The 13698-nt window shown below is 31.7% G+C and carries 12 protein-coding genes; 10 read left to right on the top strand and 2 right to left on the bottom strand.

All coding sequences use genetic code 11. The annotated features are described in order from the left end of the window. The first annotated feature begins 176 nt into the window (after positions 1-176). Positions 177-2369, top strand: coding sequence for a PP2C family serine/threonine-protein phosphatase (locus tag KSU54_RS11345; RefSeq protein ID WP_009299404.1), 2193 nt, complete (start codon positions 177-179; stop codon positions 2367-2369). A 103-nt stretch (positions 2370-2472) separates the two neighbouring features. Here KSU54_RS11345 and KSU54_RS19455 read toward each other — a convergent pair whose 3' ends face one another. Then, a complete protein-coding gene (locus KSU54_RS19455) occupies positions 2473-2589 on the bottom strand; it encodes an IS3 family transposase (protein WP_083830754.1) in 117 nt (38 codons plus the stop codon). Positions 2590-2619: 30 nt separating this feature from the next. Beyond that, positions 2620-2796: an IS3 family transposase gene (locus tag KSU54_RS19460; protein WP_081446362.1), complete on the bottom strand. Its 177-nt coding sequence runs from the start codon at positions 2794-2796 to the stop codon at positions 2620-2622. 252 nt (positions 2797-3048) lie between these two features. Between KSU54_RS19460 and KSU54_RS11360 the strand changes: the two genes are divergently transcribed. The 9 genes from KSU54_RS11360 to KSU54_RS11400 all read left to right on the top strand — a co-directional run bounded on the left by KSU54_RS11360 (position 3049) and on the right by KSU54_RS11400 (position 13554). Then, positions 3049-4359: a DEAD/DEAH box helicase gene (locus KSU54_RS11360; protein ID WP_117791915.1), complete on the top strand. Its 1311-nt coding sequence runs from the start codon at positions 3049-3051 to the stop codon at positions 4357-4359. A 100-nt stretch (positions 4360-4459) separates the two neighbouring features. Next, complete coding sequence (gene hpt / locus KSU54_RS19295) at positions 4460-6259, top strand: hypoxanthine phosphoribosyltransferase (protein WP_003534974.1); 1800 nt, start codon at positions 4460-4462, stop codon at positions 6257-6259. Positions 6260-6268: 9 nt separating this feature from the next. Beyond that, positions 6269-8233 carry an ATP-dependent zinc metalloprotease FtsH gene (gene ftsH, locus KSU54_RS11370; RefSeq protein ID WP_003534973.1) on the top strand — a complete coding sequence of 655 codons (1965 nt, stop codon included), beginning with the start codon at positions 6269-6271 and terminating at the stop codon, positions 8231-8233. A 139-nt stretch (positions 8234-8372) separates the two neighbouring features. Next, positions 8373-9242 (top strand): Hsp33 family molecular chaperone HslO, encoded by an 870-nt coding sequence (gene hslO, locus KSU54_RS11375; protein WP_003534972.1) that lies wholly within the window; start codon positions 8373-8375, stop codon positions 9240-9242. 133 nt (positions 9243-9375) lie between these two features. Then, positions 9376-9840, top strand: coding sequence for a DUF1307 domain-containing protein (locus KSU54_RS11380; RefSeq protein ID WP_008792379.1), 465 nt, complete (start codon positions 9376-9378; stop codon positions 9838-9840). Between the two features lie 209 nt (positions 9841-10049). Continuing rightward, positions 10050-11030 (top strand): tRNA dihydrouridine synthase DusB, encoded by a 981-nt coding sequence (gene dusB / locus KSU54_RS11385; RefSeq protein ID WP_117791916.1) that lies wholly within the window; start codon positions 10050-10052, stop codon positions 11028-11030. Positions 11031-11091: 61 nt separating this feature from the next. Further along, entirely contained in the window at positions 11092-11940 is an 849-nt protein-coding gene (folD, locus tag KSU54_RS11390) for a bifunctional methylenetetrahydrofolate dehydrogenase/methenyltetrahydrofolate cyclohydrolase FolD (RefSeq protein ID WP_117791917.1), read from the top strand. Next, positions 11930-12121: a DUF951 domain-containing protein gene (locus tag KSU54_RS11395; RefSeq protein WP_003534968.1), complete on the top strand. Its 192-nt coding sequence runs from the start codon at positions 11930-11932 to the stop codon at positions 12119-12121. Before folD ends, KSU54_RS11395 begins: the two co-directional genes overlap by 11 nt. 167 nt (positions 12122-12288) lie before the next feature. Continuing rightward, positions 12289-13554, top strand: coding sequence for a glycoside hydrolase family 125 protein (locus KSU54_RS11400; RefSeq protein ID WP_008792377.1), 1266 nt, complete (start codon positions 12289-12291; stop codon positions 13552-13554). Positions 13555-13698: the final 144 nt, after the last annotated feature.

Here is a 13698-nt window from a genome sequence, read left to right on the forward strand (position 1 = left end):
AAATATAAGAAAACTGGAGCAGGATATATTTCCCCTCCAGTTTTAGTATAGAGCCTGTAAAACTAGTTGTTTTTTTGTTTGTAAATCTATAAGTTTTTATTTTATTTTAAAATAAATAAAAAGTGACAAATTATTCTACTGTAAGTATCTATAATCGATATTACGAGGTGAATGAAATGGATTTGACAGTAGCAAAAACAAAAACAAAAATAAAGAATACTGGAATGACTTATGTTTCAATCTTTGGATTAACCCTCCTTCTAGGTTTAGTAAAAATATATGACACATCACTGTGTTTTGTTCTCCCCATGCTAGTAGTATCATTTATGTGCGGCTATCGACATATCATTATGTACATGACCGCTTTATTATTGGTATCATACATATCTTATGATAACTATATGCTATTATTAGTTTCGATTACTAGCGTGATAATTATGCAAGTGATGATGTACTTAAAATTTGTCAAAAGTAAGTATTTAGCCCTAGTAGTTACTTTGGTAAGTTTACTCTTTCTTTACATTTATCAATATAATTATATTGAAGTATTAGTTATATTATCCTTTACACTATTACATAGTCTACTGTACCTAGAAGTAGTGCCTCTCTTTATCCATAACACGATTGAAGTATATACCAATAAACGGATGATGATTCTTTCAACAATGATAATGTTAGCCATCATTTCATTAGTTGAGCTCAATCAAGTCTATATGATGATATTACTAAGGTTCTATTTATTACTAAGTGTCTATTATTTAGGAATTAATAGTACCATGCCTACGATTCTATATATATCAATCATATTAATGTTTATTAATCCCTTATTAAAAGAGGAAATACTATCATTAATCCTTCCTTTTAGTATTTTCTTTATGTATAAGCCGGAAAATAAATTAGTCTGTTCAACCGTTTATCTTGTAAGTCATCTAGTTCTCCCTTTCTTTATTACATATGATTATTACTATCATAGTTTTATTATTGTAGTAAGCGCAACGTTGTTTTTATTTGTACCTACCTTTAAACATAAGCCTAAATTACTTAGTGATGATTTTAAAAATATCACAAGTCGAAACAAATTAATTCAACGTGCTACCACATTCGCCTCTTTATTTAAACAATTAACAGATATCTTTCAAGAAGCAAATCGTAATGTAAATGTCGGTGAGTTTGTTGGCTATGTTTATGAGGATGTATGTTCCAAATGTCCTAGTCGGGATTTATGTTTTTATCGTGATGGGAATGTAAGTCGATTAGGAAAATTGATTAATAAAGGATTTAAGACTAACTACACAAAAGAAGATATTAACTATATTAATAGTAATTGCATTAGTCCAAATCGCTTCTTAAAGAGTATCAGTGAATATAAGGATAGTTATGAAAAGATAAAAAGAGTTAATCAGGAAAATTCGCATTTAAAGAAAGATTTGTTTTATGAATTTTCGTTATTGAGTGAGGTGTTTGATAATTTTAGCAATTCTTTAGAACAAACGCCATTAAATGATGATAGTTTAAAAGAGCATTTATTAGGCTATCAATTTAATATTACATATTTATACCGTCATCAAATCGGTAATAATGTTTATACTTTAGAATTAGGATTAATGGATATTAGTGAGGAGGAGGTTGTTAATGAACTAGTTCCAATAGTAGAGTCATATTTAAATGAAACATTAGAAATAGTTTCTCTAAAGGATTCAATGCATCATCTTGGTTACACGTCATTAGTTTTAAAACATCAACAAAATTATTCATTGCAGTATGGTTTTCAGCAATATGCTTTAGAGCCTCTTAATTGTGGTGATTCGTTTAGCGCGTTCCATCAAGATAATCTTCATTATTTAGCATTGAGTGATGGAATGGGTCAAGGCAAGATGGCTGCTAATGAAAGTAAGTTGACATTAGAAGTACTATCAAAATTAATTTTAAATGGAATTGGATTAAAAGATACAATTGATTCAATTAATGCTTTATTAAAAATAAAAAATCGTAACGACATGTTTACGACTTTAGATCTATGTAATATTAATCTTGCTAATGCCCGAATGAAGTTAATCAAATATGGTGCTAATCCAAGTTATCATATTCGTAGTGGAATGGTTGAAAAAATTGCAACTAATTCATTACCAGTTGGAGTTGTTTCTAAATTAAAAATGGTTAGTTATGAGATGCCGCTAAAAAATAATGATTTAATTATTATGTCAAGTGATGGCACAGGAAATGATTTTGAACAGATCGTTAATGATAATGTTCACTTATATTGTGATCAGCACCCACAAGAAATAGCTACTTTTTTAATGGATCAAGTATTAGAGAAAAATAATTTAGATGATATAAGTATTATAGTTATTAAAGTGGTAAATAATTAATTTAGTGGACTTCATTAGTTTGAATGAATCAGCGATATGTACCCATAATTTTGGACACGTTTATTTATGAACTAGGCAATACATATGGATGTTTCCTTGTATCTTACAGGAGATATCCGTTTTGTTTTTCTTGAATTCTTTGGTTGTTGTAATGATCTATATATTCATCTATAACAACTGCAAATTCTTCAAAACATTTAAATTCATTTTTATAATACATTTTATTCTTTAATTTTCAAAAAAAATTAAACTAGGAAACATCAGTTGTACCAAAATTTCTATCTATGGTATTGTCAACAATCTTACTGAATAATCCTAAGTTGTACATAATGTGATGGACACGTTTATGATTTATCTGGTAAGCACAGTTAAGAAGTTCTCGATAGACCCTACACACTCCATAACGACTTTTATTTTGTTTGAATATTTTTTACTGTTTAAGCTAATTCTCTGTTTCTTTTTCTATTTTCATGGTAATACACTGCTAAATAATAAAGGCTATTTTTAGTATTATTAAAGCAAAATTTTAAAATATCTATATTTCAAAAAGTATAAAAAGATAGTGAGAATTTAGCTGAAATTTCTATTAGATGAGGTTAATTTATGGAATTGTGAATAAAATTAGTTATTTTAGAATAAATGTGTTATACTGCAAAAAACGATTAAGAGAGAGAAATAGATGAAATTTAGTGAATTAGAATTAATTGAACCATTATTAAATGCAGTAAAAGAAATGAAATATGATATCCCCTCACCGATTCAAGAACAGGCAATTCCAGCAATTATTTCGGGAAGAGATATTTTTGGATGTGCCAAGACTGGAACAGGGAAAACAGCAGCTTTTGCTTTACCGATTTTACAAAAATTATATTTACGTGATGAAAGCGAAAAGTATCCACGAACTATTAAAGCACTGATTTTGGCTCCAACTCGTGAATTAGCAATTCAAATCAATGAGACTTTTGAGGCAATGAATCCGCAGGTTAATTTAAAATCAGCAGTTATCTTTGGTGGGGTTCGTCAGGGTAGTCAGGTTACTAAAATTAATCGTGGGATCGACGTGCTGATTGCCACGCCAGGAAGACTGATTGATCTTTATAATCAAGGATTGGTGGATTTAAAACATGTAGAATACTTAGTTTTAGATGAAGCAGATCGTATGTTGGATATGGGATTTATTAAAGATATTCGTAAGATCTTAAGATTTATTCCTCGTCGTCATCAAACTATGTTATTTTCAGCAACCTTACCTGATGAAATTAAACACCTGGTTAGTGATCTACTGAATGACCCGCTTAAAATCATGATAAGCAGTGGTAATGTTGCAGTAGAAAAAATTAATCAATCGCTATACTTTGTTGATAAAGTAAATAAAGCTAAGTTATTGATCAAGTTATTAGAAAATCCTCAAATATATAATGCAATTGTTTTTGTTAGGACAAAAAGAAATGTGGATACTTTATGTAAGAAACTAATTAAGGCGCAAATAACTTGTGAGGGAATCCATGGTGATAAATCTCAAAATGCACGTGTTCGAGCATTAAATAACTTCAAAAATGATAAAGTTCGAGTTCTTGTTGCTAGTGATATTGCTGCTCGAGGGATCGATATTGATGAATTAACACATGTTATTAATTTTGATTTACCTGATCAAGCAGAAAATTATGTTCATCGGATCGGCCGAACTGCTCGTGCTGGAGCATCGGGAGAAGCAATTACATTTTGTAGTTTTCAAGAAAAGGCATTATTAAAAGATATTCAAAAATTTATTAACCAAGATATTCCGGTGGTGGATAACCCTTATTACCCAATGAAAGATTTATCAATACCAGAAAAGAAACATAAAAGTAAAAAAAAGGGTGAAACACAAAAATCACGTGATAAAGCTAAGCACTTGAAACAAGGACAAAAAAAGTCATCAGTAAGAACAAATAACATAAAAAAGAATAGTAAGACAAAAAGAAGTAATTTTAAAAGAAGGCGTCCTTAAAAATGACGTCTTTTACTAATTGATTAGTGAAAAAGTCACGAAAATGATATGTTAAATTAATAATTATTTGATATAATGGTAAAGATATTGAGGTGATTAAATGGATAGTTTTAAAGATTTGCTGAAAATGCAGGAGCTGTATATCCTTGGGGTATCAGGGGGCTGTGATTCGATGGCATTATTAGACATGATGAATCAAGCTGGTTACCAAATAATCGTATGTCACGTCAATTATCATTTACGCGAAGATAGTGACCTAGATCAACAGACAGTTGAAGCATATTGTCACCGATATGATTTGCCTTGTTATGTTCGAGAAATTGATAAACAAGTTTACGGACCGGATAATTTCCAAGATCAAGCTCGGCGGCTACGCTATCAATTTTATTTAGAAATTGGAATGAAATATCAAACCCAAAAGGTGGTTTTGGCCCACCATCAAAATGATGTTATTGAAAATATTGTAATGCAGTTACAGCGCCATAACACTAAGGGATATCTGGGAATCCAAGAAATCAGTGAAGTATTTGGAGTAACTGTAATTAGACCGTGCTTAGCGGTACGAAAACAGTTTTTAAGAGACTATTGTCATGGTCATAATGTTGAATATCGTGATGATTATACAAATTTTCAAACTGAGTTTACTCGTGATTATGTTCGAAATGTTACTTTGAAAGATTATGATGAAGAAAAAATAGAGAAATTACTTAAGTGGGCACAAGAACATAATCAAAGATATGCTAGTAAGCTAAAACAATTACAAATTTATCTTGATTTATATCATCAAAAAAATAAAATTGATTATACTTGTATTCCTAAAGAGCTGTTAGATGGATTTATTTATGAAATTTTAAAAGAAGTTGTTTATCCCCCTTTGATCAGCAATGCTTTGATTAAAGAAATTATTAAACAAATAAAAAGTAATAAGCCAAATATTAATATGGATTTGCCTGTTAATATTAGGTTCATAAAAGAGTATGATAATATATGTGTTTCTAATTTGAAAAATAACCATAGCTATTGTTTAAAATATGAACATTTAGTTTATGATAAGCATGAGCACTTTTATTTAAGTGAAGTAGGTCATTTAAATGAAGGCGTCTATGTGAGTAAAGAAGATTTCCCAATTACGATTAGATCGGCACGTCCTGGTGATGTTATTGTTACTGCTGGTGGAACAAAAAAGGTTTCGCGATTGTTTATTGACAATAAAATTCCTAAAAGTAAGCGGGATACTTGGCCAATTGTTGAAAATAGCCAAGGAATGATAATTCTTGTGCCACATCTTGCAAAAAATATTGGGTATTTATATTCAAAACCCAATATATATGTGGTAAAATTAGAAACATATACGACTAGGAGTGAGATAATGCATAAGGATATAAAAGAAATTTTGATCAGTGGAGATCAAATTAGTGCTAAATGTAAAGAATTAGGGGCAATCATTGATAAAGACTATGAGGGGAAAGAAGTCCTATTAGTTGGTTTATTAAAAGGTTCAGTCCCTTTTATGGCGGAGTTATCAAAATATTTAAATACTGATGTTACTTTCGACTATATGAATGTAAGTAGTTATGAGGGTGTTGAATCCAAGACATTAGTTGTTAAGCAAGATTTAAAGGAAGATGTCAGTGGTAAAAATGTCTTGATCGTTGAAGATATTTTAGATACTGGAAAGACGTTATTTAATGTTAAAGAGATGCTATTAAAACGTAAAGCCAATAGTGTTAAAATTGTCACTATGTTAGATAAAGAAGAGGGTCGGGTTTTTGAAATGAAGGCCGATTATGTGGGATTTAAAATCCCTAATGCTTTTGTAGTAGGCTATGGACTTGACTTTAATGAAAGATATCGTCAATTGCCATATGTTGGAATATTAAAAGAAGATTGTTATAAGTAAGGAGAGTATATGAGTAATAAGAATGGATTATTAAAATCGATTCTTCCATGGGTAGTTCTATTATTCTTAATCGGTGGACTTGTTACCTATATGAATCAGGGTAATAGTAAAGAGATTAAGTATAGTGAATTCGTGGAAGTAGTCCAAGACGAAAAAATTAAGGAAGTAGAAATTGTTCCTTCAAGTTTAGTCGTTGATGTAAGTGGGAAGTATACAAAGAAAGTAGATGGTAAATCAACAGAGTATGAATTTACAACTACGATTCCTAATACTGAAGCTGAAATGCAATCATTAACTGGATTGTTAAATGAAAAGGGTATTGAAACTACGATTGTTGATGCTAATGATCGTGGTGTATTTATGAAGGTCATTATTAGTATTTTACCATATGTATTATTACTTGGAGGAATGTTCTTTATCTTCAAGATGATGGGTCAAGGTGGCGGAAATGCTAAAGCCTTTGATTTTGGTAACTCTAGAGCTAAGTTAGAAAAAAACCAAACAACTAGATTTGCTGACGTAGCTGGTGCTGATGAAGAAAAAGAGGAATTAAAAGAATTAGTAGCATTCTTGAAAAATCCGAAAAAGTTCGCTCAAATGGGGGCTCGTATTCCAAAAGGGGTATTACTTGTGGGGCCACCAGGTACTGGTAAAACTTTATTAGCAAGAGCCGTTTCTGGTGAGGCTAGTGTGCCTTATTATTCAATTTCTGGTTCAGAATTCGTAGAAATGTTCGTTGGTGTCGGTGCTGGTCGTGTTCGTGATATGTTCAAAAAGGCCAAACAAACTGCGCCATGTATTATCTTTATCGATGAAATTGATGCTGTTGGGCGTCAAAGAGGTACTGGTATGGGTGGTGGACACGATGAACGTGAACAAACTCTTAACCAATTGTTAGTTGAGATGGATGGATTTAGTGGTAATGAAGGGATCATCATTTTAGCGGCAACAAACCGTGCTGATGTATTAGATCCAGCATTATTACGACCAGGTCGTTTTGACCGTCAAATTCAGGTAGCTAATCCTGATAAGAATGCTCGTACTGAAATCTTAAAAGTTCATGCGCGGAACAAAAAATTTGCTCCCGATGTAGATTTTAGTAATATAGCACAAAGAACTCCTGGATTCTCAGGGGCTGAACTAGAAAATGTTTTAAATGAAGCTGCTTTATTAGCAGTTCGTGAAGATCACAAAGTAATCTCAATGGATGATATTGATGAAGCAGTTGACCGTGTTATGGGTGGACCTGCGAAAAAATCTCGTAAATATAGTGAAAAAGAACGCCGTCTAGTTGCATACCATGAAGCTGGACATGCTGTGTTAGGTTTAACTTTAGAAGCTGCCAACAAAGTTCAAAAAGTAACTATTGTGCCACGTGGCCAAGCTGGGGGTTATAACTTAATGACGCCTAAAGAAGAAACATATTTCCAAACTAAGACTCAATTAGAAGCTAATATTGCTGGATTTATGGGTGGTCGTGTAGCTGAAGAAATTTTCTTTGGTGATGTAAGTTCCGGTGCTCATAACGATATTGAACAAGCAACTAGAATTGCAAGAATGATGGTTACTGAATTGGGAATGTCAGAACTTGGTCCAATCAAATATGATTCTGAACAAGGAAATGTTTTCTTGGGACGCGACTATACACAACACAATAATTCTCATTCTGGGCAAATTGCTTATGAAATTGATGTTCAAGTTCGTAAGATCATCGATGAATGCTATGCACAGGCAAAAGAAATTATTGAGGCTAATAAAGATAAATTAGTAATTATTGCTGATGCTTTATTAGAATATGAAACATTAGCTGGTGAACAAATTGAAGCATTATTTAATACAGGTAAGATGTTAGATCGTCATGATGGAACAGTTGATAGTAGCTCTAATGATGATTCATCAAATGATTCTAATGCTTCAAGTACAACAACACCATCGTTTGATGATGCTGATGATCTATTAGATGATATGAAATAAAAGCGGTATCCGCTTTTTTTCATATGTGAGGTAAATGATGAACAACAAGAAAAGAAAAATATTTATCTATTTTATTATTTTGTGTATGATAATACCAATGATATTATCATCATTGATGGTATTTTTATAAGGAGAATATATGAAAGATTATTTAGTTAGAGGTTTAGTTAATAGTAAAAACTGTCGTGTTTTTGCTTGTAAAACGACTAATTTAGTAGATGAGGCTCGCAAACATCATAATTTATGGCCTACTGCTTCTGCAGCAATCGGGAGAATGATGTCAGCTACTTTGATGATGGCAAAAATGAACAAGAATCAAGAGAAAATGACAGTTGTGATCAATGGTGGCGGTCCAATTGGAACTATGATGACGGTTACTAATGGTGATGGAAATATTAAAGGATTCGTTGCTAACCCAGAAGTGCATTATACTTATAATGATACTGGTAAATTAGCAGTTGGTGTAGCAGTTGGACATGAAGGAACTTTACAAGTAATTCGTGATATGGGTTTAAAAGAACCGTTTACGGGATCAGTTCCACTACAAACTGGGGAAATAGGTGATGATTTTGGTTACTACTTTGCAGTTAGTGAACAAACTCCTTCAGTTGTATCGGTTGGGGTACTAGTAAATGATACTAATGAAGTGCTTGCTTCAGGTGGATTTATTATTCAATTATTACCTGAGGCTATTGAAGAAGATATTGATTATATCGAAAAAGTTGTCGCTCAATGTCCGCCGGTATCTAAGTTGATCAATGAAGGGAAAAGTCCTGAAGAGATATTAAAGCAGCTATTTGATGATGTGGAGATTACTGAAAAACAAGATTTGTTTTTCAAATGTGATTGTTCAAAAGAAAAAATGGGTAAGGCTTTGATTACAGTTGGTAAGGATGAGTTACAAGCGATGATTGATGAGGATCATGGTTGTGAATTAAGTTGCCAGTTTTGTAATAAAAAATATCAATTTAGTGAAGAAGAATTAAAAGAAATTAAAAATAGATTATAGTAGAATAGTGAAAACTATTCTATTTTTTGTAATTTTATGTGATTATTTTGCTACAAATGTACTATTATGGTATTTTTTAGGTAAATTTTGTGCTATGATAATGGTATAGACAAATAAAGTGAGGGAAAATCAAATGAAAAAACTATTAAGTGTAATGTTACTGGCATTGCTATTAACAGGATGTGGTGGAGAAGAAAAAACCACTACTATTTGTAAAGGAAATATTGATGAAATGACAGCAGCTGAAGTTACGATCGAAGCAACTGGTGATAAAACTGATGTCATGAAAAGTACAGTTACTTATGATTTTACTGGTTATGTAACTGAAAGTACACCAATTGATACTTATTGGCTTCCTAAAGTGAAATCTATTAATGTTGATTATGATTCATTAAAAGGTGGTTCAGCTAAATATACTGTAGATGGTGAAAAAATTATTCTTAAAATTGAATTAGATTATGGTGAAGCTGATTTTGATGAACTTAAAAAAGCTAAATTAGTTACAACTACTGATAGTGATAAGAAAATCGTGTATATTTCTTTAGAAGAAACAATTAAAGAACAAGAAAAAGGTGGACTTACTTGTAAAGAAAAATAAAAAGAAAGGCGGGGGAAGCCTTTCTTTTTTTGTTGGAAACCAACATATTTAGGAATATAACTAACTCGATAACTTACGTCTATTTCGGGGAGGAAAATAGCGGGGAAGGGTAAGTTATCTATAAATAGTATGGCTATGAAGAAATATTTTATACATTTATATTTCTTTTTTTTTAATTTATTGATAAGATACTTTTGAGGAGTGACATAATGTTTAAAATAGGAAATGTAGAAATAGAAAATCCAGTAGTAATGGCACCAATGGCAGGGATTACTAATATGGCTTTTCGTAAAATTATTAAAGACTTTGGTGCCGGACTTGTCTATTCGGAAATGGTTAGTGATAAAGCGCTATGTTATGGAAATGCTAAAACAATAGAAATGTTACAAGTAGATGATGGCGAACATCCAGTTAGTATTCAGCTATTTGGCGGTGAAATAGAAACAATGGTTCAAGCAGCCAAATATATCGATAAACATTCTAATTGTGACATTATTGATATTAATATGGGATGTCCAGTAAATAAGGTTTTAAAGGCCGATGCTGGTAGTAAATTATTATTATATCCTGATAAAATTTATGAGATTGTTAAAGGTGTCGTTGATAATGTAACTAAACCTGTTACAGTAAAAATACGTAGTGGTTTTGATAAAGAACATATTAATGCAATTGAGGTTGCTCAACTAATTGAGAAGGCTGGTGCTAGTGCTATTGCAATTCATGGTAGAACTCGTTCGCAAATGTATGAAGGTCATGCTGATTGGGAAATAATTCGTCAAGTCAAAGAAGCTGTGAAAATCCCAGTAATTGGCAATGGCGATATCAAGAGTGTTGAGGATGCTAAAAGAATGCTTGAAGAAACAAAAGTTGATGCAGTTATGATTGGTCGTGCGGCCTTAGGAAATCCATGGTTGATTAAACAGGTTGTAGAGTCTTTAAAAACTGGTGAAACAATTAGTGAACCTACTTATCAAGAAAAAATTACGCAGTGTTTAGCACACGCACGACGTTTAATGGAAATTGAACCAGAAAAGGTTGCTATGTTTCAAATGCGTGGCCATGCGCCATGGTATATCAAGGGATTAAAGTCTTCAGCTCGTGTGAAAAATGAATTATCTAAGATTAATACTTTTGAAGAACTTGAAATTATTTTGAAAGAGTATCAAGAATATTTAGATCAGTTGGACTAAGAGTTGCAACAAGTTTATATTTTGGTATAATTGAAATAATAATTAAAGGGGGATTTGAGTAGTGATTATTAGTGGTAAAGAAATATCTGTAAAAATAAAGGATCAATTAAAGGAAGAAGTAAGTAAGATAAAAGAAACATATCCACGTCTACCTAAGTTGGTTGTAATACTAGTAGGGGATAATCAAGCTAGTCAGACATATGTTAGGAACAAAGAAAGAGGTTGTCAGTATATTGGGATTGAATCAAAAATCTTGAGACATGATGCATCTTTTAGTGAAATCGAATTATTACAAGAAATTAATGATTTAAATAATGATGATACTGTTGATGGAATTTTAGTGCAATTACCATTGCCACAGCATATTAATGAAGAAAAAGTTTTAGATGCGATTGTTCCTAGTAAAGATGTTGATGGTTTTCATCCCGAAAATGTGGCTAAATTATTTTTAGGACAACATAGTTTGGTTCCTTGTACACCAAAAGGGATGATGGTTTTATTAGAAGAAATTAATTATGATTTGGCGGGTAAAGAAGTAGTAATTGTTGGGCGCAGTAATATTGTTGGTAAGCCGGTAGCCTTATTGTGCTTACAAAAAAATGCAACTGTTACAATTGCACATAGTCAGACAAAAGATTTAAAGGCAGTTTGTTCACGTGCTGATGTACTTATTGCAGCAATAGGGAAACCGAAATTTTTTAATCACGAGTATGTTAAAGATGGTGCAGTAGTATTAGATGTAGGAATTAATCGTGATGAAAATAACAAATTATGCGGTGATGTTGATTTTGATGATGTTAAAGACAAAGTGTCAGCAATTACTCCAGTTCCAGGGGGAATTGGACCAATGACGATTACAATGTTAATGAAAAATACAATTGAAGCTTTTTATCATAGAAATGGTGACTAATATGGAATATAAATTAAATGATATTGTTGAAATGAAGAAGGCTCATCCATGCAAAAAGTCAACACAATGGCAAATTATTAGAATGGGTGCAGATATTAAAATTAAATGTTTGGGATGCGGAGCGATTGTAATGTTCCCACGCCGTGAATTTGAAAAAAAATTAAAGAAGATAATTGAGTAGTATGGATGATGATGATTTATTAGAAGATGAATTAGATAATGTCTTAGATATATATTGGCACTTTTAGTGCCAATTTTTTTGTTTGATTAATCTTGTAAAAAATATACAGTATTGGGAATAGACAATTTAAGGAAAGATAGCTATGATTGAAACAGGAGGAAAGCATTATGACGATTAAGGAATTATTGGAACAAGCTGATACAGTATTGAAAGATGAAAAGTTACGCGAAATGTTTAAACGGTGCTTTTTGTCTACGCTAGAAACAAGTGTTAAACGAGAAGGTGATAAGACTTATATTATTACCGGAGATATTAATGCAATGTGGTTACGTGATTCAAGCTGTCAAGTTAATCATTATTTAAAATATATTCATAATGATAGTGAATTACAGTCAATAATCAAAGGATTAATTAAAGCTCAAGTTGAATATGTTTTGTGGGATCCTTATGCAAATGCATTTTTAAATACAGAAGATGTTGAAAGGGAATATCATGATACGACTATTATGAAGCCGTATGTCTGGGAGCGAAAGTATGAATTGGATTCATTATGTTATCCGGTAAAATTAAGTTATCAATATTATAAAGAAACTGGTGATAAAAGTATTTTTAATCAACAGTATTTACATTTTATTAGAACTCTTTTAAATGTTTTTGAATGTGAACAAAATCATAGTCAAAATTCATCATATACGTTTGAACGAGAAGAAGCAAAAAAATGGAATTTAAGAAAAACCGAAACCCTCCAAAATAAAGGACGTGGTTTTGAAACACGTTATACCGGAATGATTTGGAGCGCATTTAGGCCAAGTGATGATGCATGTACTTTTAATTATAATATTCCTGGCAATATGTTTTGCAGTGTTGTTCTGGGATATCTCAAGGAAATTGTGGAATTAGTGTATCAGGATGAATATCTTCAAGAGCGAATTGTTGATTTGAAATTTCAAATTGATTATGGTATTGAATTATTCGGTATTGTTAGACACCCTAAATATGGGAAAATATATGCCTATGAAACAGACGGTTATGGGAATCATGTATTAATGGATGATGCCAATGTACCAAGTTTATTGTCAATTCCATATTTAGGATTTGCGGATGCTAATGATGAAATTTACAAAAATACACGAGCGTTTATTTTAAGTAAAGAGAATCCATATTATTTTGAGGGGAACAGGGCAAAGGGAATTGGATCGCCACATACCTGGTCTGAATATATATGGCCGATTGCGCTATCTATGCAAGGATTAACAAGTTTATTACAGCATGAAAGAGAAGCATTGATCCAGACTATTATTGATAATACCGGAGGTACTGGATATTGTCATGAAAGTTTTGATGTAAATGATGATACTCAGTTTACAAGACCATGGTTCTGCTGGGCTGATTCTTTATTTGCGGAGCTTGTAATCAAAACTTATTTTGAATAAATAATATCTATGATAAAATAGAAAAATGATAAGAAGATTTCGATCTTCTTTTTTTGTTTTTTGATTAGGAAAAATTTTACAAGTTCTGTAATTCTCTTATGGAAGCGCTTTGTATATACTTTTATATGAAAGAGGGAGGAAATA

This window comes from Erysipelatoclostridium sp. MSK.23.31 (assembly GCF_019125875.1).
GTDB classification, from domain to species: Bacteria; Bacillota_I; Bacilli_A; order Erysipelotrichales; family Coprobacillaceae; genus Thomasclavelia; species Thomasclavelia ramosa.

Excerpts from the sequence above, each read along its gene's own strand:
- KSU54_RS11345 (WP_009299404.1), top strand. The coding sequence starts at position 177 with ATGGATTTGACAGTAGCAAAAACAAAAACAAAAATAAAGAATACTGGA.
- KSU54_RS19455 (WP_083830754.1), bottom strand. The coding sequence starts at position 2,589 with ATGTATTATAAAAATGAATTTAAATGTTTTGAAGAATTTGCAGTTGTT.
- KSU54_RS11360 (WP_117791915.1), top strand. The coding sequence starts at position 3,049 with ATGAAATTTAGTGAATTAGAATTAATTGAACCATTATTAAATGCAGTA.
- hpt (WP_003534974.1), top strand. The coding sequence starts at position 4,460 with ATGGATAGTTTTAAAGATTTGCTGAAAATGCAGGAGCTGTATATCCTT.
- ftsH (WP_003534973.1), top strand. The coding sequence starts at position 6,269 with ATGAGTAATAAGAATGGATTATTAAAATCGATTCTTCCATGGGTAGTT.
- hslO (WP_003534972.1), top strand. The coding sequence starts at position 8,373 with ATGAAAGATTATTTAGTTAGAGGTTTAGTTAATAGTAAAAACTGTCGT.
- KSU54_RS11380 (WP_008792379.1), top strand. The coding sequence starts at position 9,376 with ATGAAAAAACTATTAAGTGTAATGTTACTGGCATTGCTATTAACAGGA.
- dusB (WP_117791916.1), top strand. The coding sequence starts at position 10,050 with ATGTTTAAAATAGGAAATGTAGAAATAGAAAATCCAGTAGTAATGGCA.
- KSU54_RS11395 (WP_003534968.1), top strand. The coding sequence starts at position 11,930 with ATGGTGACTAATATGGAATATAAATTAAATGATATTGTTGAAATGAAG.
- KSU54_RS11400 (WP_008792377.1), top strand. The coding sequence starts at position 12,289 with ATGACGATTAAGGAATTATTGGAACAAGCTGATACAGTATTGAAAGAT.